Origin of the sequence: Novosphingobium sp. PP1Y, assembly GCF_000253255.1 — a bacterium.
In the GTDB taxonomy this organism is placed as follows: Bacteria; Pseudomonadota; Alphaproteobacteria; order Sphingomonadales; family Sphingomonadaceae; genus Novosphingobium.
Genome location: NC_015579.1, coordinates 85,026 through 109,872 on the forward strand (window position 1 = coordinate 85,026; position 24,847 = coordinate 109,872).

General features: G+C 64.7%; 19 protein-coding genes and 1 pseudogene. 14 read left to right on the forward strand and 6 right to left on the reverse strand.

The features are described from left to right. Positions 1-9: 9 nt before the first annotated feature. The 4 genes from PP1Y_RS24520 (at position 10) to PP1Y_RS00655 (ending at position 5,174) form a co-directional block, all read left to right on the forward strand. Complete coding sequence (locus PP1Y_RS24520; RefSeq protein WP_013831352.1) at positions 10-1,236, forward strand: hypothetical protein; 1,227 nt, start codon at positions 10-12, stop codon at positions 1,234-1,236. A 230-nt stretch (positions 1,237-1,466) separates the two neighbouring features. Next, positions 1,467-2,609 carry an AAA family ATPase gene (locus PP1Y_RS00645; RefSeq protein ID WP_083835144.1) on the forward strand — a complete coding sequence of 381 codons (1,143 nt, stop codon included), beginning with the start codon at positions 1,467-1,469 and terminating at the stop codon, positions 2,607-2,609. Between the two features lie 109 nt (positions 2,610-2,718). Next, positions 2,719-3,792, forward strand: a complete 1,074-nt coding sequence (locus tag PP1Y_RS00650) for a ParB/RepB/Spo0J family partition protein (protein ID WP_013831354.1) — start codon at positions 2,719-2,721, stop codon at positions 3,790-3,792. A gap of 104 nt (positions 3,793-3,896) precedes the next feature. Then, on the forward strand, positions 3,897-5,174 hold the full coding sequence (locus tag PP1Y_RS00655) for a replication initiator protein A (protein ID WP_013831355.1): 1,278 nt from the start codon (positions 3,897-3,899) through the stop codon (positions 5,172-5,174). Between the two features lie 691 nt (positions 5,175-5,865). On the opposite strand, the gene PP1Y_RS00660 is transcribed toward PP1Y_RS00655, so the two are convergent. Both PP1Y_RS00660 and PP1Y_RS00665 read right to left on the reverse strand, forming a co-directional pair. Beyond that, on the reverse strand, positions 5,866-7,131 hold the full coding sequence (locus PP1Y_RS00660) for a type II toxin-antitoxin system HipA family toxin (protein WP_013831356.1): 1,266 nt from the start codon (positions 7,129-7,131) through the stop codon (positions 5,866-5,868). Then, entirely contained in the window at positions 7,121-7,357 is a 237-nt protein-coding gene (locus PP1Y_RS00665; protein WP_013831357.1) for a type II toxin-antitoxin system Y4mF family antitoxin, read from the reverse strand. Before PP1Y_RS00665 ends, PP1Y_RS00660 begins: the two co-directional genes overlap by 11 nt. A gap of 421 nt (positions 7,358-7,778) precedes the next feature. Between PP1Y_RS00665 and PP1Y_RS00670 the strand changes: the two genes are divergently transcribed. From PP1Y_RS00670 to PP1Y_RS00680, 3 genes are read left to right on the forward strand one after another with little or no spacing between them, the layout of a single operon-like run. Beyond that, positions 7,779-9,011, forward strand: a complete 1,233-nt coding sequence (locus PP1Y_RS00670) for a tyrosine-type recombinase/integrase (RefSeq protein ID WP_232512217.1) — start codon at positions 7,779-7,781, stop codon at positions 9,009-9,011. A 33-nt stretch (positions 9,012-9,044) separates the two neighbouring features. Next, complete coding sequence (locus PP1Y_RS00675) at positions 9,045-9,287, forward strand: hypothetical protein (protein WP_041558020.1); 243 nt, start codon at positions 9,045-9,047, stop codon at positions 9,285-9,287. Positions 9,288-9,299: 12 nt separating this feature from the next. After that, positions 9,300-9,725 (forward strand): hypothetical protein, encoded by a 426-nt coding sequence (locus PP1Y_RS00680; protein WP_013831360.1) that lies wholly within the window; start codon positions 9,300-9,302, stop codon positions 9,723-9,725. A 48-nt stretch (positions 9,726-9,773) separates the two neighbouring features. Here PP1Y_RS00680 and PP1Y_RS00685 read toward each other — a convergent pair whose 3' ends face one another. The 3 genes from PP1Y_RS00685 to PP1Y_RS00700 form a co-directional block, all read right to left on the reverse strand. Beyond that, the gene (locus PP1Y_RS00685; protein WP_013831361.1) at positions 9,774-11,024 is read right to left on the reverse strand and encodes a type II toxin-antitoxin system HipA family toxin; all 1,251 of its coding nucleotides are present in this window, start codon (positions 11,022-11,024) and stop codon (positions 9,774-9,776) included. 6 nt (positions 11,025-11,030) lie between these two features. Further along, a complete protein-coding gene (locus PP1Y_RS00690; protein ID WP_013831362.1) occupies positions 11,031-11,372 on the reverse strand; it encodes a helix-turn-helix domain-containing protein in 342 nt (113 codons plus the stop codon). A 134-nt stretch (positions 11,373-11,506) separates the two neighbouring features. After that, a complete protein-coding gene (locus PP1Y_RS00700; protein ID WP_041558022.1) occupies positions 11,507-11,827 on the reverse strand; it encodes a hypothetical protein in 321 nt (106 codons plus the stop codon). A 107-nt stretch (positions 11,828-11,934) separates the two neighbouring features. Here PP1Y_RS00700 and PP1Y_RS00705 point away from each other — a divergent pair, with 107 nt between their 5' ends. Further along, entirely contained in the window at positions 11,935-13,206 is a 1,272-nt protein-coding gene (locus PP1Y_RS00705; protein WP_013831363.1) for a hypothetical protein, read from the forward strand. On the opposite strand, the pseudogene PP1Y_RS00710 reads toward PP1Y_RS00705, so the two are convergent. Next, positions 13,203-14,027, reverse strand: a pseudogene (locus PP1Y_RS00710) (IS110 family transposase). The gene PP1Y_RS00705 and the pseudogene PP1Y_RS00710 sit on opposite strands and share 4 nt — an antisense overlap. A gap of 319 nt (positions 14,028-14,346) precedes the next feature. On the opposite strand from PP1Y_RS00710, the gene PP1Y_RS00715 reads away from it, so the two are divergent. The 6 genes from PP1Y_RS00715 to PP1Y_RS00740 are packed head-to-tail and all read left to right on the forward strand — an operon-like array spanning position 14,347 to position 24,846. Then, entirely contained in the window at positions 14,347-14,706 is a 360-nt protein-coding gene (locus PP1Y_RS00715) for a hypothetical protein (protein ID WP_041558024.1), read from the forward strand. Next, a complete protein-coding gene (locus PP1Y_RS00720) occupies positions 14,706-15,443 on the forward strand; it encodes a cellulose synthase operon protein YhjQ/BcsQ (RefSeq protein WP_051009904.1) in 738 nt (245 codons plus the stop codon). The genes PP1Y_RS00715 and PP1Y_RS00720 overlap by 1 nt, the downstream gene beginning before the upstream one ends. After that, complete coding sequence (gene bcsA / locus PP1Y_RS00725; RefSeq protein WP_013831367.1) at positions 15,440-19,918, forward strand: UDP-forming cellulose synthase catalytic subunit; 4,479 nt, start codon at positions 15,440-15,442, stop codon at positions 19,916-19,918. The genes PP1Y_RS00720 and bcsA overlap by 4 nt, the downstream gene beginning before the upstream one ends. After that, positions 19,918-23,391: a cellulose biosynthesis protein BcsC gene (locus tag PP1Y_RS00730; RefSeq protein ID WP_232512204.1), complete on the forward strand. Its 3,474-nt coding sequence runs from the start codon at positions 19,918-19,920 to the stop codon at positions 23,389-23,391. The genes bcsA and PP1Y_RS00730 overlap by 1 nt, the downstream gene beginning before the upstream one ends. Continuing rightward, positions 23,388-23,855 carry a hypothetical protein gene (locus tag PP1Y_RS00735; RefSeq protein WP_041558026.1) on the forward strand — a complete coding sequence of 156 codons (468 nt, stop codon included), beginning with the start codon at positions 23,388-23,390 and terminating at the stop codon, positions 23,853-23,855. The genes PP1Y_RS00730 and PP1Y_RS00735 overlap by 4 nt, the downstream gene beginning before the upstream one ends. Further along, complete coding sequence (locus tag PP1Y_RS00740) at positions 23,845-24,846, forward strand: glycosyl hydrolase family 8 (RefSeq protein WP_013831370.1); 1,002 nt, start codon at positions 23,845-23,847, stop codon at positions 24,844-24,846. The genes PP1Y_RS00735 and PP1Y_RS00740 overlap by 11 nt, the downstream gene beginning before the upstream one ends. Position 24,847: the final 1 nt, after the last annotated feature.

Below are 24,847 nucleotides of genomic sequence, written 5' to 3' on the forward strand. Positions count from 1 at the left end.
AACACTGTCATGGCTAACACATCAACTGCCACAAGCGAGAATATGCCCGCTCTTCCGCCCATGATGCCGGACGCCGTGCCCGGAGATCCGATTTCGGCGAACGACCTGACGGAAGCCGGCGTCGGAGCAGGTCCCGTGGGATCGGCCGGAGAAGGCCCGTCTTCCGGACCTGCCAGCAATGCCGAGCCCGAGCCAACGCCAACGCCGACACCGACGCCAACTCCGTCGAGCAGCGGTAGCGGCGACCCTGGCGGTGATGCGGCCGACGAAACGACAGGAACCGCGGCATTCGCATCCATTGCAGGCGATACGCTGATCGACCTGCTCAAGAACGCGACATCTCCGGAAGCGCTGGAAGCGCAGAACATCATTCTGCGCCGCATCGCGCTGCAGGGCGATGTCATTCCTTCCCGTGTACCGCCGCCTCGCAACATCACGGAGATTGGCGGCTACCTGAACCTGCTGACTAACCTGAACGAACTGGACATGCGCTCGCAGGTCCTTGCCGGGATCCTTGGGGTAGCTGGTCCCAATCCTCCGTTAAGCGATGCCGGCATCGCTACGTTCCTCAGCTTTACGCCGGTAATCAACGATCGTCCGACAGGACCTTTCCAGGCCAGCCTGCCCGTCACCGTGCTGATCCGCAGCGACTTTGCGGGCCTCATAAAGGCGGCGATGGCTAGGCTGCACGAGCGCGGAGCGACATTGGCGATGCTGGCCGGACCTTATGCGCTGCCGCCTGCAGAAAGTCCGCTGACGACAATCATCGATCCGCTGGATTATGTCGGTCGTACATTGCGATTGGCTGGAGCTCTTGCCCTGACCGATCCGGGGACAGACCCACTCGCCCTCGTTCGCCAAAGCGGTTCAAGCGCCCCGTATAAATTGGCTGCACGCAGTGACGGTACAGGTTCGATCGAAGTTGCCGCAACAGATTACGAAGCCCTGCAGACCGGCCCTACTGGCATCGCCTCCGTCACGGTCACTGCAGGCCGGTTCGTCATTCTGGAGGAATTGCTCTCCGATACCGGTTTCGAACCTGGTGGACCGGCAATTACCGACCCCGAGAAGGCAATACCGACCGAGTGGGCAAAATGGCGCAATCTGGCTGGCCTCGAACCGGGAGTGACGCTTGGAGAGGAATTGCGCCTGCTTCACAGCCAAACCGAAATTCTCGGAAGTGCTCTGGCCGCAAAGGTGAACTGGCGCTGGAATGGAACCGAGTTCGCTCCCTGACGGTTCGTGCATTCGAGAGATAGATATCGGCGCGCCGGACTTACTTCGCTCAACGCAAAGCTCCGTCTATATCGCGACCAAACGCCCAATTGCAGGAGCTTCCAGATAGAAGTTGCGAATTGAACTCATTCGGTGCAATTTGCCGCCCGCAACATTCAAAATTTCCCTGCGGAGGCCATGTGAGTTCAATCGGTTCCCAGATCGGCGATCTTGCTCAAGCTGGTGAGAAGATGATCGAGCGTCTCCGGCGCAAGGCGTTTCTGCCTGAAAGCCGCAAGGGGCTCAACGTGCGTTTCGGCATTGCCGAGGCGGCGCAGTTGCTCGGCTGTTCGACCAATCGCATCCGCATGGCCGAGGACGACGGGCGCCTGCCCCCTCCTCCGGCCAGCGAGAACGGGCGCCGGGTCGGCTATACGGTCGAGGAAATGCTGCACATGCGCGAGGTGCTGGGCGCCTCCCCTGCCCGCGCGCCGCTCGACGTTCCGGCCATGATCGCGGTGCAGAATTTCAAGGGCGGCGTCGGCAAGTCGACTGTCACCACCCACCTCGCCCACTATTTCGCGGTGCAGGGTTACCGCGTCCTCGTCGTCGACTGCGACAGCCAGGCGACCACGACGACGCTGTTCGGTTTCAACCCGCATTTCAACATCACCCGCGAGGAAACGCTCTACCCCTACCTCTCGATCGACCCGACCCAGGCCGACCTGCTCTATGCGGTCAAGCACACGCCCTGGCCCAATGTCGATCTCATCCCCTCCAACCTCGAGCTGTTCGACGTCGAGTACGAATTGGCCGCGGCCGGGGCGGACGGGCAATCGGTGCTGGCCGCGCGTTTTCGCAAGCTCAAGCAGGGGTTGATGGACCTGGCGCGCGACTATGACGTCGTCATCCTCGATCCCCCCCCTGCCCTGGGCACGATCAGCCTTGCCGTGATGCAGGCGGCCAATGCGCTGCTGGTGCCGCTGGCGGCAACGACGCCGGACTTCTGCTCGACGGTGCAGTTCCTCTCGATGATGGACCAGGTCCTCGAGCAGCTGACCAGTGTGGGGATCGCCGTCGATTACAGCTTCGTGCGGCTGATCTGCTCCAAGTTCGACCAGGGCGATCCCAGCCACGAAATGGTGCGCACCATCATGGAGCAGGCTTTCGGCCCGGCCCTGCTTCCGGTTCCGATCCTCGAAAGCGCTGAAATCAGCCATGCCGCGCTGCGCATGATGACGGTTTACGAGCTGGAGAAGCCGATCGGCACGCCGCGCACGCACAAGCGCTGCCGCGCCAACCTGGACGAGGCGCTCGGCCAGATCGAGCAGCTCGTGCGGACCGGTTGGGGCCGTTCGCAGCGCATCGACGAGGAGCTGTTGGTCAATGGCTAAGCCTTTGTCCGTGATGGAACAAAAGGACTTTCCTACAAGGAATGTTCACCATATGTTCCAAACCTCCTCCCTGCCAAGCCCTTTTTCCGCGCGTCGCCCGAGGTAAGCCATGGCCCGCAAGCAATCCGACTATCTCGCCGCCCTGCTCTCTGACGATGATGAGGTCGCTCCGGCGGCCGAAACGTCGCAAGAGGCAGCGCCCTCCCCCGCTCCGACTGAGCGAGCGCCGCGATCCGAACGCGCGCGCGGAACGACCCTGCTCGGCCGCGAGAGCGCGCTGGCCCGCGTGGCGACCGGGGAAGTGCGCCAGGTTACGCAATTGCTGCTCGATCCCGCGCGCGTACGCGTCTGGGAAGGCAATGCCCGCAGCTATGGCCACCTTTCGGAAGACTCCTGCCGCGAACTGATCGATTCCATCATCGCCGAAGGCGGGCAGAAAGTGCCGGCCGTGGTGCGGCGCATCGATGGCGACCCCGAGCACGATTACGAGGTGATCGCGGGAACCCGGCGGCATTGGTCGATCTCCTGGCTGCGCGCCCATTCCTACCCGGACATGCAGTTCGTGGCGCAAGTGGCGCAGCTTGACGACGAGGCCGCGTTCCGCCTTGCCGATCTTGAGAACCGCGCCCGCAAAGACGTCTCGGATCTGGAACGCGCGCGCAATTATGCCGCAGCGCTGAAAGATCACTACGGCAACCACATGACCCGCATGGCCGAGCGTCTCAAGCTGTCCAAGGGATGGCTTTCGAAGATGCTCAAGGTCGCCGCCATTCCCGATGCGGTCCTGGCAGCCTTCGCCTCTCCCGCCGACGTCCAGTTGAAGCCGGCTTACCCGCTGGCGCAGATGCTCGACGACAGGGACAAGGCCCCGGCGATCCGCAAGGAGGCCGCGCGCCTGGCGAGGGAACAGGAAGTGCGGCGCGCATCGGGCCGCCCCGCCCTGCCCGCTGCCGATGTGCTCAAGGCGCTGCTTGCCGCTCCGGAGGCCGAGCAGACCAGGGCCGCGCCCCTTGTCGTCACATCTTCTCACGGCCGCCCGCTGGTAAGCGTCCAGACCTCGAACCGGCAGGGCGTGACCCTGCGCCTCCACGCGGGGTCCGGTGCCGATGCCGACGAAGTCCTCGCCGCCGTGCGCGATGCCCTCGACCGGCTCGATAGCGAAGGCCGGGGGCTGCAGCGGTGACCTCCTGCGCCATTGCAGCGGAGGGGGTCGGTTCTCCTCAAGTCCCCCTGCCCGCTCGGTCTCGAGCGATGTCAGGGAATCGTTTCCCCGGGGAAACATCCGGGATGAGCCGCGCACGCAAAGCTGCCATTGCCGAGCAGTTCGATCTCTTCCTGCCCTACATCGCCGACCTGCCCCTGCGCGACCAGCGCGAGATGATGGAGCGGCCCTTCTTCAGCCTGGCCAAATCCAAGCGCGTGAAGGCGATCGATTACACCAGCCCCGACGGCAAGCTCTGGGTCCATGTCTCGGCCAACCCGGATTACGGCATGGCGACGATCTGGGATGCCGACATCCTGATCTACTGCGCCAGCGTGCTTGCCGACATGGCACGGCGCGGCGCAAACGACGTGCCGCGCAAGCTGCATATCATGCCCTACGATCTCCTGCGCGCGATCGGGCGGCCGACCACCGGGCGCGCCTATGAGCTGCTGGGCCAGGCACTCGACCGTCTCGTCTCGACTACGATCAAGACGAACATCCGCGCCGAGAACCGCCGCGAGGCGACTTTCTCCTGGCTCGATGGCTGGACCCAGCTCGTCGATGAGCGCACCGAGCGATCGCGCGGGATGACGCTGGAGCTGTCGAACTGGTTCTGGGAAGGCGTGATGATGAAGGGCGGGGTGCTGTCCATCGACCGCGCCTATTTCGACATTACCGGCGGGCGCGAGCGCTGGCTCTACCGCGTCGCGCGCAAGCATGCCGGCGGCGCGGGCGAAGCCGGCTTCGCGATTTCCATGCCGGTGCTCTTCGAGAAGTCCGGCGCCGAAGGGCAATATCGGCGCTTCAAGTTCGAGATGCTCAAGCTCGCCGAGAAGAACGAACTGCCCGGTTACAGCCTCTGCGTCGAAACGGCGAAGGACGGCGAGCCGATGCTGCGCATGCGCCGCGTCGACGGGAAGGGCGGGGCCGAAACGAACCTGCCGGCCAATCCTGCAGAGCCCCATGTTTCCCCGGGGAAACACGCCGGGACGATTCCGGCAGAGGCGCCTGCCGAGAGCGCACCCGCCAAGACCGGAGACAGGCGAGGGCAGGGGGGCAGGCAGTCTGCTGCACCCGCAGCTCAGGCCACCGAAGCCCAGGCAGACGTCATCGATGCCCGCAAGCTGATCCGCTCGACCCTCGCCGGTCTTTCCGATGCCGCGACGCGCGGTTTCATGACCGACGAGACGATCGACTACTTGCGCCAGAATTGCCCGGGCTGGGATCTCCACGCCCTTCACGCCGAATTCGAACGCTGGGTCTCTGCCTCACCCGAGCGCACCCCGGCCGACTGGCAACGCGCCTTCATCGGTTGGGTCAAGCGCCATCACGAAAAGCACCGGCACACCCTGCGCGGGTAAAGCGCGGGGGGGAGAGGGGAGGGCTGCTTGCAGGAGCACCGCGACGCCCTCCCTTTCGGATCGGTACGGCGCGCCTGCCGCCTCCCATCAACCCATCTTCTCTCGAGCCCCTACGCAGGGGCCGGGCCATCCCAAGCCCGCTGCGATGGGCCGGCCACTGCATCCCAAAGGCCCCTGCGGACCGCCTCATCGCTTTGCGCCCGCGGTGCGCACCATGGCGATCATGGAGAGCAACCCACCCCGATCCAGAGACGAATCCGCCTTGCCGTTCCCGAAGTGTCGCGTCGGGACCTCGCCGTTATGGGCCGAGTCGGGTCTTCATGCGGTGACACGCACCGATTGAACGTCGATTTCCAACAAGCCGCAAAAAGAGATTCAAAAAACGCCTGCCTCTTGCGGTCTTCGACACTCCGGGAACGCTTGGAACCGGTTCTTCGACCCTTCGGGAACAGGTCAACGACCTTTCGGGAACACATGCGCCGACACTTCAGGAACGGATCGACGATCCAACGGGAACGGCACCCGGCACGCGACTCAGCGGATTGCGCCGGACTCCAAGGCAAGCGCGGCCCTCTAACCTTGTAACAGATTCCCTAAATACCATTCTAACCGGCAGGATGCCTGGGTTCTGGTTTGAAAGGGGTGATGAAGGCAAAAGGCGAAGGCCGCTCCCTTTACCGAAGCGAAATGCCTATCCGCGTGCCTTGAGAACCAGTCGGCCGGCCCGGTCCGAGATGGCCTGAGACAGCTCGCCGGACAGGGCCGTATCTGCCAGACCGGGAACCTCGATACCCCTGGCAATCGCCGCTTCGACTTGTCCAGCCAGAGCCGCGGCGCGCCGGCGCAGGAAGGGCAGGGTGAGGCCGCTGTCCTGCGCGAACCGTATCAGGCTGTCTCCATCCACTTCCTCGAGGCTGGCAGCTGGGCCGAAGCGCATGGCGAGCCTTGCGGAAAGTTCCGGCCAGATGAACGTCGCCACCAGATCGTAGAGCGGGGCAAGGACGACTTCCCCATCCTCCCGGCGCAGCAGGCTGAAATTCTTGGCATGGGCGTCGCCGTTGCCGATGATCAGGTTGAAGATCGCTGCATCGGCCAGCTTGAGAACCTCCCGCGCCGGGCGCGTGGCGGCCTGCCGCACGAGCGCAAAGCAATCGCGGAAGGTCGGTCCGCCCTCGCTGGCGTATTTCCGGTTGGACGGCACGCCCAGCGCCTGCGCGAAATCTTCCTGATGCAGCCGCTGGATCTGCCCGTTCCTTTCAACCCGGTCGTAGCGCGAGACGAGCAGGTAGGGCTTCCCGGCAACTGCCTGCCACTGCCCGGTCGCTGCATCGAGCCCTACAGCGCGCGCAAGCGCAAGACAGAAGGCCTCATTGGCGGCCAGACCGGCAAAGCGTTCGGGCTCCGGCTTGATCAGGTGAGTCGAAGGTTCGCCGATGCGCGGTACGGCGATCCTCCCGTTTGCCAGGACCACGGGGAGCTTGCCCTGCGCCCCGGCAAGGCTGAAGCGTGCCCCCCCTTCGCCCGCCAGCATGGGAGCCCGGGGCAAGCGCTGGAGAAGATCGGCGAGCGCCGCGTCATCGAGCGCCTCTGGGCGGCTCTCGGTCGGGGCCGGGGGCGGTTGCTCCCCCGGGGGCAGGAAGGCAAGGGCGCCTGCAACATCGCCGCCCAGCGCCGCCAGCAGCCGGAACGGGTTGTCGGGTGAAACGCCCAGCGCACGGGCAATCGCCGTGCGCTGCCCTTCTTCGGGAAGCAGCCCTCCGAACACGGCCTTGCACAAGGCATCGCCGAAGGCTCCCGCCTGCTTGGGCAGGGCGTGGGACAGGGCAGGGGCCCCGCAATCCGCCAGCCAGTCCTCGGCATAAGCGAAATGCATCGCCCCGCCTTGATCGATCGCAAGTTCGCCCGCGATGCGGCGATCGGACCAGACGACGAGGCGGTCGAGAATGTCAGCAGCCATCGCCGCGCTCCTCCGGCCGGAGATCTCCGGGACGCAGGACCTGCACTTCGCAGCCCAGCGCCGCCAAGACCGCGATCACCTTGCCGATCTGCGCCGTGACCTTGCCTCGCTCCAACTCGACGATGAAGCGCAAGCCCACCCCGCTTGCTGCCGCCAGCTGATCTTGGTGCAGGCCCAGCGCCTTGCGTTCCTCGCGAATGATCTGCCCGATTTCGGCCGTGTCCATGTCACACCCATAGTTTACCCGTTCGGGAAATTATTCGCGTTCTACGGAGACTTCAAGCGATATTTGCCCGTTCGGGAAATATCACGGCTCTGGCGGCAGCATTTCAAAGAAATACCCCGTACGGGAAAACGAGCCATTCAGGACGTCTGCATTTCCGCTGAAGCGCGTGCGCAGACCCGATCACAGGAAGGAAGGGAAGAAGGCCTGTCGGCAAGGCAGTTTGGAAGAAATTTCGGACGGAGCCGCGTGCGTTGCCAGAGCGGCTCTCCAAGGAAGTACCCAATCTATGAGCGCGGCGTTTATTGCTGACCTTGGCAGCACGCAGGGATTGGTCCCTCGGCAGCCTATATATAGTCAACTCGATTTAACTATACACCTTCTGATATGGTTGCTTTTCGCCTATTTTCCATAATCGGACATTATGGTAAGAACGTTATTGCCGAAATGCGGGTTTTTCGCCAGAATCGCTGCCGATGACCCCGCCGCAAACCGCCTGCTCCGTGTGATCCCTGCCCGCGCTTCTCCTTCCGCAGTGGAACTGGTGTTGGGTGCGCATCGCGCGCTGATCGACACGCGCGGGGCCAGCGCGCTCGCGCTCGAGGCGGCGACCGCGGCGATGGCGCCGGCGACCCGCGCGGCGATTACCGCCGACCTCAAGTGCTTCCTTGCCTGGTGCGCACGCCGCCACCCGCCGGTGCAGGCCGTGCCCGCCGCGCCCGAAACGCTCGTCCACTACTTGCGCTGGCTGGCATCCGGTTCGCCGGGCCGCTCCCCGGCGCGGCCGGCGACGCTGGCGCGGCGGATCGCCTCGATCGCCCGGATCCACCGCGTGCTCGGCTTCGGCGAAAGCGAACCGCTGCCCACGCAGGCCGGGATGGTGCGCGACACCCTCAAGGCCATCCGCCGCCAGAGCCAGGAGCGCCAACGCCAGGCCGCCCCGCTGCGGCTCGGGGCCGCCATGGCCGAAGGGCAGGCCGCGCCAGAGGGGATGACGGTCGAGGCGCTGCTGGCTGCCTGCGGCAGCGATATCCTGGACTTGCGCGATGCCGCGCTGATCAGCCTCGCCTACGATGCCGGGCTGCGCGTCTCCGAACTCGTTGCCGTACAGGTCGGCGATCTGACCGCGCACGAGGATGGCAGCGGCCGGCTCGTCATTCCCCGCTCGAAGACCGACCAGGAGGGGGAGGGCGCGCTCGCCTGGATCTCGCCCGAGACGATGCGCCGCCTTGCCGCCTGGCTTTGCGCCGCAGACATCGCGGGCGGCGCGGTGCTGCGCCGCGTCCACCTGCTCCCCGCGCCGCCCGGCGATGCGGAGGAGCGGGGCGCGCGGCACACGATCGGCGACAAGCCGCTCACCCGCCAAGGCGTGGTCGCGATCCTGCGCCGCCGCGCGCGCGCCGCCATCGCGCTAGGGCATGTGGCGATCGATCCCGACCGCGCGGAAGCGGCGATCCGGTCCTTGAGCGCCCACTCGTTCCGCGTCGGCCTGACCCAGGACCTGTTTGCTGCGGGCGAGGACGGCGCCGGCATCGCGCTCGCGCTGCGCTGGTCCTCGCCCGGCACCGCGCTCCACTATGCGCGCGAACTCGCGGTCGGCAGCAACGCCGCAGCCCGCGTGCTGGGCAGGATGCGCGGCGCGGGAAAGGCAGACTAGGGCGCGACAGGTCGTAGTGATGGCAAGGTAGACATGGATCTGCGCCGTGTTGTCGCGGCGCTGGCCCTGCGTTGCGATCGCCTCGAAGAAGCGGTCGAACGCCTGACGACGGAGAACGAGGCTCTGAAGGCCGAGATTGCGCGGCTGAAGGGGCTGCCTCCCCGGCCGAAGCTCAAGGCGGAGCCTTCGGGAATGGAGAAGTCCACTACGCCGGCGCCTGGCAAGAAACGGCGCAAGCGCACGCGCGGGGCAGTAAAGTCGAAGCTGGCTTTGTAACGCAGCTGGGTGATGCGCTTCGCTATATTCCGCAGCGGCACCTCCAAGTCCCGCCGCGCCTTTCTGGGCCTGCTCCAGGCCGGACGCTGTGAGCATGTCATCAATGGCGCCGCGCTGGAGCGCATGCGCAAGATGGGGATGGCCGCGCCGCAGATCGAGCAACTGGCCAGCCATGCCGACAAGCGCTTTGTGACCGCCGAGGCCTGGCAAGCTCGGGATCTCGTTCTACAGGTTCCTCGGATGCCGCTTCGCCGTCCCGAAAGCAAAGGACGTCCTCTGGCTCCCGGACCTCGTCTGCGCAGCACCGGCATAACTGCCCGGGAATCTGCCACGGTTACGCCGAAGTTAAATCATCATATTAATTTAAAGGCTTTTTATAGGATTTTTCGAAGCCTAAGTTTGCTCCAGCAATCACCCAGCAATCACCGTTTCGACTAGGCGGTTGAGGCAGGCCCGGTTTGAATGTTCGCAGGTGTGGGCGGCTGCTCATTCATCGTCGCTTGCCAGCCGGAAGCATGTTGCAAAACGTCCCTGATCGGCGGAGCCAAGACCGGCTTCCTCGAACAGTGGTTGCCAGCGCGCGGCGACCACAGCGCGCATTTTGGCAACTAGTGCCTGTGCCTCTTCCGGGCCGAGATCGAACACCGCCGCTCCAGCCAAGGCATTTTCAAGCGTCGCATTGCGCCCTTGTGGCCCCGCGCCCAGCACCAACCGCCGTTCGAGGCCGACCTGCGGCTTGGGCACGACATCGTAGAGTGGGGACAGGCGCCAGCCATTGCCGTCATAAAGGAAGCCGTGGTTGCGCAAGTGATCGTCGTCATTGGTGACGAGGATGTTGAACACCATGCGATTGAACAGTTCCTGCAAATCCTGGCGAACTTGTGTGCCGTACTGACGGAGGGCGCCGGCAAGGTCGGCATAGCTGTAGCGGCTGACTTCGCTTTCATGTGCGCCAAGGATGGTCAGTCCCGATGCGAAATGCCGTCGCTCCATCCAGTTGCCATGTGGAACCCGATCGAACCGCTCAATCAGATAGATGTCTCGTTCAAGCACGCGTCTGAGATCGATCGCGGGCACGTTCAGCCCGCATTCGGTCGCAAGCCGCATTGTGGCATATTCCACCCGGCATTCGGGGAAGTTGTCGTTGCGTGCCTGGAACTTGGCGATCCAAGGCTGGTCCTCGATTTCGGTCGCGGCTTTGGGGCGCGCACCGCCAAGCGATGATCCAGCCGTTAGCAGTCGCCGCAAATTTTCATCGAGTTCATCGACATGTTGTGCACGCTCAGCCGCCTCGGCCAGCTCTTCGAGCGTGAAATGTTCACCCGGCGCATCGCCTTCGCCCCAAGGTGTGATGCGCTGCGGGCGCTCCGGGGTCGGACCAAAGGCCAGACAACCAACCCTGTGTTCGCCTGATGCGAGGATAAGGTCGATCTCGTTCGGTAGCCGGTCGCCCATGGCCTTGTACATGAGATACTGGCCCCAGCCATCGGGGGCTGCATCGCGGATGGCGTTGAAGACCGCGAAGCCCTCTTCCGTGCGGAAAGTATGGCCGCTGTTCGCGTCGTGGAGTGGCAGGGCAACCGGGTCGACCGCCAGTCGGTCGGGACGTTCAAGATAGCGGCGGCCATAGGCAAAGGTCGCGAACTTGTTGCGCGGCTCGTCGGTCATGGTGAGCAGCCCGGCGGGAACCGGACCTTCGGGCAGATGCACAAAGACATAGGTGCGCACGCTCACCATGACGGATCAGAAATCCAGATCATCGACATCCGAGGCATGGGTCGTCTTCGGGAGACGCGCGAGATCCTCGCTAATGCCCGCGCGATCGCTGTCGGCGGCAACCAGGCTGGCAAGACGCGTGGTCATACCGAACACATGGAGCGCACTGGCAAGGACCGCGAGGCCTACCGTCGGGTCGCCTGCCTCCAGGCGCTGCAACGTCTGCACCGACACAAGCATACGCTCGGCCATAAGCCGCTGCGGCAGCTTGCGCCGCCGCCGCGCGAGCGCGATATCCTTTCCGAGCTGCGCGATGGCGCGCAGGCTCTGGGGCGGCAGTCCGCTGGCAACTCTGGAAGCACGTGGCATAGCACAGTAAATGACATATCATGCGTATTCCGTCAATTACACATGATATGTCATGTATGTTGAGGCAATCGAAGGGCCCGTAAGAACAGCAAAGGTCGAAGGCGCCAAGCTGCGCTCATCAAAGCCTGTGTCCCTCAGGACGGCTCTCCGAGTTCGGGGCGTTCGTCGAGCGCCTGAAACGCGCCGCCCAGGCCGCTGGAGACGAAGCGTTCATCGACCTTCAGACGGCGGACGCGATCTGCGAATGGTATGAGGGCCTCGAAGGAGGTCTCGCCGTCGGCGGTGGCGCGACTCCCGCGCGAGACGGCGAACTGCTCGTTTATGTGCCCGGCAGCCGCGTATCGGTGCGCCGCAACGGCATGCTGATTGAGCGCGTCATCGTCGAACCGTCCTACCAGGACGTGCTGGGCGAGCGCGCCCTCGTCTACTCCTGCGAGGGCGCGGACGGAAAGCATTTCATTCTGCCTGACACGATCGCACCCAGTGGGCAGGATTGGAGTCAGGTCTATTGGAATCCCGAAACCGGGAGCTTCACCGAGTTTGATGCGGAGCTGGGCGCGTTTTGACCGAGTGCGAAATCCTCATTGATACCAACCAGGGCCTCCACTTTCAGCGGATCGACCAGATCGACTGGTGTGCGCTGACGGGGTGCAACCGTTGCGTGCTCGTCATCCCTCCCATCCTGCTTCGCGAACTCGAGCAGAAGAAGATCTTCAGTCCCTCCGCCGCGCTCAAAGCCCGCGCGGGCGGGATGATCGACTTCCTTGTAAGCCAGATGTCGCTCCCCGATCCCGTCTTCCTGCGACCCAATGTGCTGCTTGCCTTTGCCGAGCACGAACCGACGATCGACTTCGCAGCCCACCATCTCGTGCGCGAGGTCAACGACGATCACTATATCGCCGCCGCTCTCGAGCGCCAATCCGCGACCGGCCTGACCACGTTCATCGCGTCCAACGACGGAGGTATGGCGATGAAGCTGCGGTCGCGTCCGATCAGAGTGCTGCGGCTACCCGACGAACTGCGCCTGCCGGCCGATGTTGATGCCGCGCAGAAGGAATTGCGCGACGCAAAGCGCGAGATCGCCCGCCTCAAATCTCGCCAGCCGAAGCTGTCGGTTACATTCACGGGCGGCGACACCCGGCGTGAAATCCGCAACGCGCGCGTTATTGAGTTCGGTGCCGCTGACTTAGAGGAGATGAAGGCGAAGCATCCGCCCTTGCCCCTGCCCGAAGCGGGACGCTCGCCCGCAGGAGGCGAGCTCACCGGACTTCGCGCATTTTCCAATCTGCACGGCGCGGGAAGCCGTAGCCGAGTCGAGCAATATAACACGGAGCTGCTCGACTATTACTCGCGCTACGAGCGCTACGTTGCGGAACTTGAGGCGTGGACCGAGGTATTCCGCCTCACAGCACAGGTCAGCCTCACCCTTCACAATGATGGGTCGGCGACCGCGACCGACATCGACGTCACGGTCCGCTTCCCTTCTACCATCTTCCTGTCCTCCGTCCGCGACCGTCCGAAGGAGTCCGAGGCGCCCGATCCGCCGTCGCGCCCCGGCTCGTTCGATGCCATCGGTTTCTATTTCGCCGGAAGTGGCTCGGGCTCCTATACCGACTTTCTCACCCCCGCCTTCGATTTCCATGAGGGCTCGGTCTATGTCGATGACGACCCGCACACCGCGCGGGTTGGTTACCGCATGACCGTGGTTTCGTTCTGGGGCTGCCTCTCTTTAAATGACGAGCGTCGATTATTTCTGCTCATAACAGGGCACGAGGATTCCCCACCGCGTTCCGCCTCCAACTTTGCGCATCGGAATGATAGTTTGCTCTTCTAAGCCGGGGCCACCGCCGTCGCTCGCGCGATGGCCCAGATGAAGCCGGCCATCTCACGGGCAATCGCTGTCGTCACAACGACCTTGGCCTGTAAGTTGCCTATACCGCTGGCACATTCGAAGCTGCCCTTTCCAAGCAATGTCGCGCACCGCTTGGGGGACGTTTTCAATGCGGTCGTGCAACTTGCGACTGACGCGTGCCTGCATCCGATAGGTCCATGCTCCTTCAATCAGTGCCCGCCGGGCCAGCCCACTGCCAGCCTTGGTGATGCCGCCCTTGCGCACGGAGGAGCCGCTGGAATGCTCGGACGGTGTCAGGCCGAGATAGGCCATCAATTTGCGCGGGTGATCAAACCGCTGGAAGTCGCCAACCTCGGCCACCACCGTGACTGCCACAATGAATGCCACACCTCTCATCGCCTGCACGGCTTCAACTATCGGCCACAGACTCCAGCTTGGAGCAAGCTGCTCGATCTGTTTAGTTCACCCGCGCGGTGCAGCCTCGCCAGCATCAGCGCATCGCGACGGTCCGTTTTTACCCGATCACCTGTTTTTACCGGTATGAGTGACGGAGCGACCACCATGCAATCGTGGCCATGCGCTACTAGCTGCCGGTGAAGACCGTAGCCGCAAGGCCCCGCTTCATAACAGAAATGGAGCTCCCGAGCCCTGCCTGACAGCTTCTCGACCACCTTCCTAATTTCGTCTGCGCGGTTGGGTATCACACCCAAGCTACGCACTTCTCCTCCCCGCTTCCCGTCGGCTACCGCCACGGAGATCGTTGCTTTATGGACATCAAGCCCGATAAACATGCTATCCTGCATGCGGTCTCTCCTCCATTCTTGAGGCTCGGCACCAGCCAACCTGGTGCAACCCTCGAACGCAGAATGCCGCAGGAGAGGCCACTTACCTAGTCAGCTCAGGCGAACATGGGGTCTAAACCTTTCGGTTATTCTGTGCCGGCTATAGGGAATGGCCGCAGGCCGATGCCGGTGCAAACGTGGTTACCGAATCGATCCTTGTGGCGCTGCGGTTTCAGGAACGAGTCACGCAAAACCGCATCGTTTCGCCGCACTCGAACGGCGACTTCAACTTCGCGTTAACCATTTTCTGCAAAGCCTACGCACAATTGCGGAGGTATTTATGCGTGTCGATGCCAAGGCCCTTCTCGACCGACTGGGTAAAAGCGACTTTTCCTACAAGGAATTTGCTGACCGTTTCAGCGAGCTAGAACTGTGGCCCTTGTTCGAGGCCCTGTTGAAAGACGAACGCATGTCCCAGCTGGATGACACCCCGGAGGCCGGCGAGGATGCGGCATCGGTTTCGATGCCCGTCGAGGCGGGCGCCAAGACTGCCGAGAGCCTGTCTTCCCTCTTCAACCGCTATGAAAGCGGTGGCACCGCTGCGGCTGCTGCTGCCCCCTCATCGTCCGATGCGGCGCAACAGGATGTCCGCGCCCTGCTGCGGCAGCTGTCCGAACTGAGCCGGAAGGGAGACCTCTGATGGCCGTTATCCTGTGCCATTCGCTGAAGGGCGGAACCGGCAATACCCTGCTGGCCGCCCATATCGCCATGGGCCTGAGCGAGGCGGGCGCCGACGTGACCGTGCTCACGACTTCGGAATTCGATCCCCTGCCGTTGCATTTCGCCCTGCCGCCTGCGACGCAGCTGCCGTCGTTGAGCGCCTCGTCTGACCAGTCGGTGGTGGTTTCCGGCATCAGCCTGAGGCATGAACCCCATGCAGTGGCCGATCCCGATTTCATGACGATGCTGGCCGATCTCGGCTTTTTGGCACCAGGCGAGGACAGGGTCCTGGTCGTCGATGTCGCAGCGGCCCAGCTCGATCTTGCGCGTATGCTCCTGCCGGTTGCCCATGTGCATCTGAGTACACTGGTGCCCTATCCCGAATGCCTGACGCTGCTGCCCGATTATACCGATGCCAGGATCGGGTGCTGGGGCGAGCGTACGGCGGTGGTGCTGAACGCGCTCGACGAGACGCGCCGGCTGGCGCGGCACACCTCGGCATTCTTCCGCGAACTGCTCGGCAATCGCCTGCTCGGCAAGGTCCGGCGTGACGAAGCCGTGTCTGAATCCCTGGCGATGTTGCAGACGCTGGAGCGCTATGCGCCTGCCAGCGCCGCCCTTAGCGACCTGCGGGCGCTGGCGGCGAGCCTGTTTCCCCTGCTGGACGCGCCCATCGCGCCGATTTCGACAATTCCGAACCGGAGCCAGGTGGCATGAGCTTTGCCCTTCCCGCAGGCCTGACGCCCCGCCGATCGCTCAAATACCTTGCGGTATTGCCCATCGCCCTTGTCGCGGCGATGGTGATCGGCGTTCCGCTGGATACGCACGAGCAATGGATCTTCGCCGGCGTCGTGATCGCGGGCACCGTGGTTCTGAAACGCTGGAAGAGCCGCAAGGGCGCGCTGGCGCTCGGGCTGCTGTCGGTCCTGGTCTCGACCCGCTACATCCTGTGGCGCACCACGCAGACCCTGTCCTTCGGTACGCTGCCCGAATTCCTGTTCGGAACCGGTCTCTACGTCGCAGAGCTCTACGCCTGGGTCATCCTGATCCTGGGCTTCCTGCAGACGAGTTGGCCTCTGACCCGTCCGGTGATCGAGCCCGAAGGCGATCCCGAGACCTGGCCGACCGTCGACATCTACATCCCGACCTACAACGAGAGCCTGGAGATCGTGCGCAACACGGTTTTCGCGGCGATGGACCTCGACTATCCGGTCGAGCGCTATCGCGTCTTCATTCTCGATGATGGCAAGCGCCCGGAGTTCCGCGCCTTCGCCAAGGAAGCGGGCTGCGGCTACATCACGCGCGATAACAACCTGCACGCCAAGGCGGGCAACCTCAACGCGGCGATGACCAAGACCGATGGCGAGCTGATCGCGATCTTCGACTGCGATCACGTGCCGACCCGGGCCTTCCTGCAATTGACCGTCGGCTGGTTCCAGCAGGACCCGCGCCTGGCCCTGCTGCAGACGCCGCATCACATGTATTCGCTCGATCCGGTGCAACGCAACCTGGGTGACCTGCTGGGCGAGATGCCGGGCGAGGGCGACCTGTTCTATGGCGCCGTGCAGGAAGGCAACGACCTGTGGAACGCCACGTTCTTCTGCGGTTCCTGCGCGATCATCCGCCGCGAGGCGCTGATGGAGACGAAGGGCTTCGCGGGCGAAACCGTGACCGAGGACGCGCACACCGCGCTCAAGCTGCAGCGCACCGGCTGGAACACTGCCTATATCGGCGCGCGCCTGTCTGCCGGCCTTGCTACCGAGCGCCTCGTCCTGCACGTCGGTCAGCGCATCCGCTGGGCGCGCGGCATGACGCAGATCCTGCGCATCGATTGCCCGCTGTTCGGGCGCGGCCTGAAGTGGCAGCAGCGGCTTTGCTATCTGAACGCGATGCTGCACTTCCAGTATCCGCTGCCACGGATCTGCTTCCTTACCAGCCCGCTGGCCTACCTGCTGTTCGGCCAGAACATCATCCATGCCTCCGCCTCGCTGATCTTCGCTTATGCCGCGCCGCACCTGTTCTGCTCTTCGGCCGCGAACGAGCAGAGCCAGGGCACCGACCGCCGCCCGTTCTGGGGCGAGGTCTACGAGACGGTCCTGGCCTTCCACCTTGTCAAGCCGACGGTGATGACCTGGTTCCAGCCGCGCAAGGGCAAGTTCAACGTGACCGACAAGGGCTCGCTGCTGGACCAGACCTATTTCGACTGGGGCATCGTCAAGCCGCACCTGATCTGCATCGGCCTGATCCTTGGCGGGATCGTGCTGGGCTTCGTCAAGCTTCTGTGGTTCCCTTACCTGTTCAACATCCAGCTCGATACGCTGGTCCTGAACAGCGCCTGGGCCACCTTCAGCCTGATCATCCTGCTGGCGGCGATCTCGGTCGCGCGCGAGACGAAGCAGGAACGCCAGGACATTCGCGTCAACGCGAAGCTCAAGGTCACCGCTTACCTGACTTCGGGCCATGTCGTTCCGGCGGAGACCATCGACATCTCGATGGGTGGTGCCGCGATTGCCTTGCCCGACGTCCTGCCGGTCGCCGACCGCGAATTGCGGCACCTGACCATGGCGATGGGCGACGAGGTCCTGTCGATCCCGGTCGAGACCGTGCGCGTGGCCAACGGTAATGCCTATGTGCGCTTCGAGCATCTCGACATGCTGGCCGCGCGTCATCTGGTCCGCGCCGTCATGGGGCGGGCAGATGCCTGGCAGCCGGTCGCCAAGGCCGAGCCGATGAGTGGCCTGCGTTCGCTGAGCGATATCATTCTCGTCGACATGATGACCATCCGCAGGCTGCTGCACCTCAATCGCAAGGAGCGCCAGCAGATGCGCGAGATCAACGAGAAGGCGAAACAGAGGGCGGCGGCACAGGCTGCGGCGGCAACCGGCCCCACCAAGGGCGGTCAGGCTCTGGCCAAGGCGGCCGGCCTGATGGCCGCCGTGGCGCTTGGTACCGGCCTGTTGGCCAGCGGCGTGACGCCGGCCCGCGCGGCATCTGCCAACGCCGCGGCTGCGGCCACTGCCGAAACGGTCGCGGATGCGCCGTTGCCCGCCGGTGCGCTGCGCCAGAAACTGTCGCTGAAGGGCTTGCGCATCACCCAGCCGATCCGCTTGCAGGGTACGCGCGGCGAAATCGGCATTCCCTTCGGAATGCGCCAGGATCGCGTCGTCAGCGCGGCCAGCCTGACGTTGAAGGCGGCCTGGTCGCCGGCACTGCTCGATGGGCTGAGCCAGCTCGTCGTCATCCTGAACGGCGAAGTGGTGAAGACGCTGCCGCTCACGAAGTTCAACGCCGACGGGCAGACGTTTACAGTGCCGATCAACCCGGCGCTGTTCCTGCCCGGCGATAACCGGCTCAACTTGCGCCTGATCGGCCACTATGCCCGTGATTGCGAGGATCCGTTCCATTCCTCGCTCTGGGCGAACATTAGCAATGTCGGCTCCTGGCTGGACGTGACCTATCAGTCCGCATCCCTGCCGCCCGACCTTGCCCGGATGCCCATGCCGTTCTTCGACAAGGGCGATAACCTGGCCTTGCAGATCCCCTTCGTGTTCGCCGGGCAGCCCCATTCCGGAGAGCTGCAGGCCGCCGCCAGCACGGCGTCATGGCTGGGTTCGCTCGCCAGCTATCGCGGTTTCGATTTCAAGCCGGTCTATGGTCGCCTGCCCAAGGGCAATGCGATCGTCTTCCTCAAGTCCGGAGACCAGATTCCGGGCCTGACGATCGCTGCGCCCAACGGCCCCGAAGCCGCGGTCGTCAGGAATCCGCAGGATCCCGAAGGCACTCTGCTGGTGCTGATGGGGCGCGACGATGCGGAACTGCGCGTTGCCGCCGCTGCGGTAGCGCTGGGACGCGGCGTCTTCGGCGGGCAGCGCATGAGCTTTGACGGCGTGCGCATTCCCACCTGGCCGCGCTACGGCGCCCTGCGCTGGATCTCGACCGACCATGCCGTCAAGCTGGGCGATATCATGCAGGCCTACGAACTGCAGGGCATGGGCATTACGCCCGGCCCGTTGACCGCCCGTTTCCGTGCCGCGCCCGACCTGTTCTTCTGGCCGCGCCAAGGTGGCAAGCTCAATCTCAAGTATCGCTATCCGCTGGCCCAGTGGCTGGACAAGCGCGCCTCTCGCCTCGATATCTCGATCAACGGCCAGTACCTCAAGACGCTGCCGCTGACGGCCAGCTGGTTGAACGGCCTGTTCGGATCGAGCGGCGCGACCAGCCACGATGCGAGCGCCAGCGTCATCCTGCCGCGCTACGCCCTGTTCGGCCAGAACCAGCTGGCGATGGACTACAACCTGGTCCTCGCCGACAAGAAGAAGTGCACGGGCACCTTGCCGGAGAACGTGCGCGTCTCGATCCTGCCGGACAGCGCGATCGACCTGACCTCGGCCTATCACGGCCTGCTCATGCCCGATCTGGCGGCGTTCGCCGGCGCCGGCTTCCCCTTCACCGCGCAGCCTGATCTGGCCGACACGACGGTGATCATGGCCCGCAATCCGGTGGCGTCCTCGGTCGAGGCGTTCCTGAATGTCATGGGACGGTTCGGGGACTCGACCGGCGTCCCGGCGACCGGCGTCACGGTGACTTCGGACGTGGTGCCTGAAAACATTCAGTCGCAGGACGTGCTGGTTATCGGCAAAAGCGACATCGCCGGTCTCGGCTCGTTGTTCGACGGATCGCCGGTACGCTTCGAGAGCGGCCGCCTGCACGTGATCGAGCGCTCGCCGCTACAGAACCTGCTGGCGCTGTTCGACGGTCGCGGCCAGTCCGACAATGCCGAGGATGCCGAACCGCTGGTCTATTCCGCGCGCGGCTTCGCGGGGATCGTCAGCTACCAGTCGCCGTTCGCCAGCGATCGCACGGTCGTGGCCCTGCTTGCCGATGATCGCGACGCCCTTCCGCAAATGATCGAAGGGCTGAACGACGCCAAGATCAATGCCTCGGTGCAAGGCGATCTCTCGGTTGTCTCGGGCGATGGCATGGACAGCTTCGCGCTCAGCAAGACCTACTGGGTCGGCTCGCTGCCGCTGTGGATGAAGGTCGCCTACTGGCTGAGCAGCCGTCCGCTGATGATGGGCCTGTTCACGCTGGTCCTGGCGGTCGTCCTGGCCGGACCTGCCTACCTCTACTTCCGGCGCCAGGCCGCGCGCCGTCTTGAACAAGCTGGCCGCCGTGCCAACGACAAGGACTGATGACGATGTTTCCAGTCAAGCTTGATGCAACCGGGCGGGCCCCGGTCAGTCCCAGGGGCGCACTGACCGGTCACCGGTTCGCGCGCAGGGCGATGGCGGCACTTGGCCCGCTGTTGCTGGCAGGCGTTGCCATGCCCGGCCTGGCGCAGGCCGAATCGAGCGCGGTCACGACCTTGATCAAGCAGGCGGACTACTGGCGTTCGAAAGGCCGCGAGGATCTGGCCCAGCAGGCGCTGCGCCGCGCCAAGGCGCTGGATCCGAACAGCGCGGCGGTTCAGTCCCGCCTTGCACGCCCGACGCCAAAGCCCGCCCCGGCGCCCACGCCGGATCGTACGCCTTCGCCCGCTCCGGCCCGTGCGGCCAGCCCCTCGCAGCCCTCTTCCTCGGTGCGTGCGGGGCAAGCCCGCACGGCCGGCTATGACGCGCTGCAGGACAGCAACCTCGCATCTGCGTCGGCGCAGTTCGAAAAGGCGCTGGCCGTCAATCGGCGCGATCCGGACGCATTGGGCGGGCTTGGGCTGGTGCGCTTGCGCCAGCAGCAGTTCGCCGAAGCGGCCGATCTGCTGGAGCAGGCATCGCGTCTCGGCAAGGCCGACCAGTGGGCCAGTGCTCTGGCCTCGGCACGGTTCTTCGCCGGGCTTGACGAAGCGCGCGATCTTCTGGCGCAGGGACGCCTCGCCGATGCGCAGACCCGTGCCGAAGCGCTGGTGCGGTCTGGTTATTCGGATTCCTCGCCGGCGCTGGAGCTGCTTGCGCAGATCTACGAAAAGCAGGGCCGCTATGCCGATTCGGCCGACCTGTACCGCCAGGCCGCCGAAGGCGGAAAGGCCGACGAGAAGCGCCTGCAATTGCGGGCGGTGCGCAGCCGTGCGCTGGCTGCGGCACAGGCGGGCGACGATCTGGGCGCGCAGCGCGAATTCCAGCAGGGTCTCGTGATCGATCCGAGTGATCCCTGGATCCGCTACGAATTCGCCCGCTTCATGATCAAGCGTGGGCGGGTGCCGGAAGCGGAATCGCTGCTGCGTTCGCTGGCCAGCACCGGCCAGCCCGATTCGCTTTATGCCGCGGCGCTGATCGATAACGAACTGGGACGGTCAGAGGATGCCGCGCGCTTGATCGGGATGATCCCCGAAGCGCAGCGGACCGCGCCGATGCGCAACCTTGCGATGGGTGTGAAGGTCGATGCCGCGATCGAACGCGCCAGGGCCATGGCCAAGACTGGCGGACAGATGCAGGCGCTTGCCGCGCTGCGCCAGATCGGTGCGACGGCATCGCTGCCTGTCGGCAAGCGGGTGGCCGTCGCATCGGCCATGCTCGAACTTGGCGATGCGATGGGCGCGGTCAGCTTGGCCCAGTCGGCGATGAACCAGGACATCACCAATATCGAGGACTACGAAGGCCTTGTCGACGTCTTTGCCCGTGCCGGTCGTGACGATCTGGCGCGGACCGCGCTACAGCGTGCGGAAACGCTGGCCGGCGGTAGCGCCGAAGGCCAGCAGGCCTATGCGCGGATGAGCGCCAAGCTGGCGATCAGCCAGGCCGAACGCGCGCGCCAGGCCGGGCGTTTCGCCGATGCTTTCGATATGCTGCAGACGGCGTGGAACGGTGCTCCCAACGATCCAGACGTGCTCGGCGCGCTGGCACGGCTTTATCAGGCCGGCCGCATGCCCGGCCGTGCCGCACAGACTTACCAGCTTCTGCTCGCCAGCAAGCCGGATGATCGCGATGCCTTGCTCGGCCTTGCCGAATCGGCGCAGGCCGCAGGCGACAAGGCGCTGTCCGAACGTGCCGAGAAGCAGGTGCTCGATGCCAAACCCGCCGATTACGAGGCCTATATGCGCATGGCCCGGGTCGAGCAGGCACGTGGCGACGACGGTGACGCGCTCAAGCTGTTCAAGCAGGCGCGCGAGATCTACGCCCGGCGTACCGGCACTGGTGGCCTGACCGGTGGCAATCCCTTCGCCGCAGTCGGTCCGGGCGAGGGCAACAACCCTTTCCGCAACATGCCGGCAGCGCCGGTCCAGCAGCCGCGTCAGGTCAATCCGTTCGCGCTTGACGGCGGCACGCGGCTGGATGGCGGCCCGGCCGCTCCTTATGGTGCTGCGACCGGCTATGCGCCCGCTACCTATGGCCAGAGTGCGGGTTCCGTTGGGGCGCCCACCGCATCCTTCGCGCCCGCGGGTTACGGCCAGTCGGCCTATCCGGGCGCGGCGGCAGCGCCGGCCTATGCCGCTTCGGGCACGGGCGGCTACACGGCCGGAGCTGGCTACACAGACGGTGCCGGGCAGGCGGATGCAACCTATCCCGCGGATCCGGTCATGGCGCAGCTTGAATCGGACATTCAGGGACTGGCGCGCGACAATGCGCCGCGCGTCGAAGTCGGCACCGCCTTCCGCCAGCGTTCGGGCGAGGCCGGCCTCAGCCAGCTCGACGAGATCAAGGGTTCGGCCAAGATTTCCGCCGGTGCGCTGGGCGGCCGGTTCTATGGCAAGGGCGAGGCAGTGGTGGTCGATGCCGGCCGTCCGACGGGCTCCGGCCTTGCCCGCTTCGGCCGCAATGCAACGCCCGAAGCGCAGGGGATCGTTGACGAGGAGGAATCCGCCCTCGTCAATGCGGACAGCCAGAACGCTTCGGGCGTGGCGCTTTCGGCCGGGTACGAAAGCGATATCGTCCAGCTCGAGGCCGGAACCACGTCGATCGGCATGGGCAAGACCAAGGCGACGTTCAATGCCGCCGTCACACCCAAGTTCAGCAATACCATAGCGGGCAAGGCCTGGGTCGCGCGCCAGCCGGTGACGGACAGCGTGCTGTCCTATGCCGGCACCCGCGATCCGGTAACCGGCGAGCGCTGGGGCCAGGTTATGCGCACCGGCGGCGGCCTGTCGCTCTCCTATGACCAGGACGGCAGCGGCGTTTACGGTGAAGGGCGCTATTACCGCTTCCGTGGCACCAACGTGGTGCGCAATGACGGGTTCGAGGCCAATGTCGGCGGCTATCTGCAAGTCATGCGCGGGCCCCGCTCGACGCTGAAGGTGGGGCTCAACGTCAATTACCAGAAGTATGACAAGAGCCAGAACACCTTCACCTTCGGCAATGGCGGTTACTTCAGCCCGCAGTCGTTCCTGAGCATCGGCTTCCCGGTCAATTATACGCTGGATACCGATCGTCTGACCGTGCGGGCCAACCTGACGCCGGGCTTCCAGAGCTACAGCGAGGACGAGTCCGCGATTTATCCGACCGATTCTGCGGCGCAGGCGCAACTCGACGCACTCAAGGCCCTCAACAGCGACGTGCGCTCCTATTACGACTCCACCAGCAAGACCGGCTTCGCGTTGAACGCGGGCGGTTCGGTCTATTACCGCGTCGGCGCGAATACCCAGATCGGCGGCGAGGCGAGCTATAATACCTTCGGATCCTACGACGAATTGCGCAGCGTACTGGGCGTGCGCCAGACATTCGGGAGCACCAAATGAAGATGCAGTCGTTTCCGCAACCGTGCTGGCCGGACAAGGACCGGGACGATGTAACGCCGGGCCTGTGCCTGCTGTCGGCCCTCACCGCGTCCGAACTGGGCGAAGCGCTTTCTCCGTCGCAGGCACGCGGGTTTTATCTAGCCATCGGCAAGCGCTTTGCCGCGCTGGAGCCGCTGGAAGGCGTTACCGACCTGGCGGTCCTGTCCACCCGCACGAATACCTTCTGGCGGACCCTGGGCTGGGGGTCGGTGGAGATCGAGGCCGGGGCGCAGGCGATCGCCGTGCGCCACCATCACGCACCGCTGGCGATACCGGGCGGAAACCCGAAGCACTGGCGCCCGGCGTTGCAGGCCCTGCTCGAAGGTGCTTATGACGCATGGTTTCGTGCCTTGGGCAGCGGGCCTGCGCTGACGACAGTATCGGAATGGAAAGGGGACGTGCTCGAGCTGCGCCATGGCCGTTGATAGACGCACATTCTCGACCGGCCTGCTCGTGGCCATGACCGCTGCCTGCACGGTGGGTTCGCAAGGCAAGGCGACAGTCCCGGCCAGCAGCTGGCTGCTATACCGCAAGCGCTTTGTGGCCCCGGAAGGCCGTGTGGTCGATACCGGCAACGGCAATATCAGCCACAGCGAGGGGCAGGGCTACGGCATGTTGCTGGCGGCCAAGGCGCGCGATGCGGACATGTTCGCGAAAATGGCGCGGTGGACCGAAGCGAACCTGGGCCACAAGGACATGGCGCTGCATTCCTGGCGCTACGATCCGTCGTCCGCCGATCCTGTATCCGATCCCAACAATGCGACCGACGGCGACGTCCTGATCGCCTGGGCGCTGGCCATCGCCGCGCAGAACTGGTCGGTGAAGGCCTATGCCGCGCGGTCGCAGGCGGTCCGCGCGGCGATCCGTCAGCATTGCGTGGCCAGCCGCTATGGCCGGTCGGCGCTGATGCCGGGGCTGGCCGGTTTCGAAACCGGCACGGCGCTGACGATCAACCCGTCGTACTTCATCTGGCCCGCGTTTGATGATTTCGCCCGGATGGACGGGCAGGGCGTGTGGGACGATGTCATTTCCGACAGCGTCGCGCTGACCACCCTGTCGCGCTTCGGTCCGGACGCCTTGCCCACCGACTGGGTGGACCTGACCGGCCACGGCGAGGTTGCACCTGCGAGCGGAAAGCCGCCGCGCTTCGGTTTCGATGCGGTGCGCGTGCCGCTTTACGCGATGATGGGCAATCGTCCGGCTCTGGCGGCACCGGTGGCGGCGTACTGGCGCAAGTGTCTGGCGCAGGCCAAGCCGATCCCCGCGTGGATCGATGTCGTGACCGGGGAAGAGGCACCTTACGCGATCTCGACCGGCGGCGCGGCGGTCGCCGGGCGGCTGCTCGGCACCACTATGCCGACGCAACTGGCCTCCGATTATTTCGCCGCCTCGTTGCAATTGCTGGCGACGGGCTGAC

What these genes read in the sequence shown, in the direction of transcription:
- PP1Y_RS24520 (WP_013831352.1), top strand. Translation starts at nt 10, where the DNA reads ATGGCTAACACATCAACTGCCACAAGCGAGAATATGCCCGCTCTTCCG.
- PP1Y_RS00645 (WP_083835144.1), top strand. Translation starts at nt 1,467, where the DNA reads ATGATCGAGCGTCTCCGGCGCAAGGCGTTTCTGCCTGAAAGCCGCAAG.
- PP1Y_RS00650 (WP_013831354.1), top strand. Translation starts at nt 2,719, where the DNA reads ATGGCCCGCAAGCAATCCGACTATCTCGCCGCCCTGCTCTCTGACGAT.
- PP1Y_RS00655 (WP_013831355.1), top strand. Translation starts at nt 3,897, where the DNA reads ATGAGCCGCGCACGCAAAGCTGCCATTGCCGAGCAGTTCGATCTCTTC.
- PP1Y_RS00660 (WP_013831356.1), bottom strand. Translation starts at nt 7,131, where the DNA reads ATGGCTGCTGACATTCTCGACCGCCTCGTCGTCTGGTCCGATCGCCGC.
- PP1Y_RS00665 (WP_013831357.1), bottom strand. Translation starts at nt 7,357, where the DNA reads ATGGACACGGCCGAAATCGGGCAGATCATTCGCGAGGAACGCAAGGCG.
- PP1Y_RS00670 (WP_232512217.1), top strand. Translation starts at nt 7,779, where the DNA reads ATGGTAAGAACGTTATTGCCGAAATGCGGGTTTTTCGCCAGAATCGCT.
- PP1Y_RS00675 (WP_041558020.1), top strand. Translation starts at nt 9,045, where the DNA reads ATGGATCTGCGCCGTGTTGTCGCGGCGCTGGCCCTGCGTTGCGATCGC.
- PP1Y_RS00680 (WP_013831360.1), top strand. Translation starts at nt 9,300, where the DNA reads ATGCGCTTCGCTATATTCCGCAGCGGCACCTCCAAGTCCCGCCGCGCC.
- PP1Y_RS00685 (WP_013831361.1), bottom strand. Translation starts at nt 11,024, where the DNA reads ATGGTGAGCGTGCGCACCTATGTCTTTGTGCATCTGCCCGAAGGTCCG.
- PP1Y_RS00690 (WP_013831362.1), bottom strand. Translation starts at nt 11,372, where the DNA reads ATGCCACGTGCTTCCAGAGTTGCCAGCGGACTGCCGCCCCAGAGCCTG.
- PP1Y_RS00700 (WP_041558022.1), bottom strand. Translation starts at nt 11,827, where the DNA reads ATGCTTTCCGTCCGCGCCCTCGCAGGAGTAGACGAGGGCGCGCTCGCC.
- PP1Y_RS00715 (WP_041558024.1), top strand. Translation starts at nt 14,347, where the DNA reads ATGCGTGTCGATGCCAAGGCCCTTCTCGACCGACTGGGTAAAAGCGAC.
- PP1Y_RS00720 (WP_051009904.1), top strand. Translation starts at nt 14,706, where the DNA reads ATGGCCGTTATCCTGTGCCATTCGCTGAAGGGCGGAACCGGCAATACC.
- bcsA (WP_013831367.1), top strand. Translation starts at nt 15,440, where the DNA reads ATGAGCTTTGCCCTTCCCGCAGGCCTGACGCCCCGCCGATCGCTCAAA.
- PP1Y_RS00730 (WP_232512204.1), top strand. Translation starts at nt 19,918, where the DNA reads ATGACGATGTTTCCAGTCAAGCTTGATGCAACCGGGCGGGCCCCGGTC.
- PP1Y_RS00735 (WP_041558026.1), top strand. Translation starts at nt 23,388, where the DNA reads ATGAAGATGCAGTCGTTTCCGCAACCGTGCTGGCCGGACAAGGACCGG.
- PP1Y_RS00740 (WP_013831370.1), top strand. Translation starts at nt 23,845, where the DNA reads ATGGCCGTTGATAGACGCACATTCTCGACCGGCCTGCTCGTGGCCATG.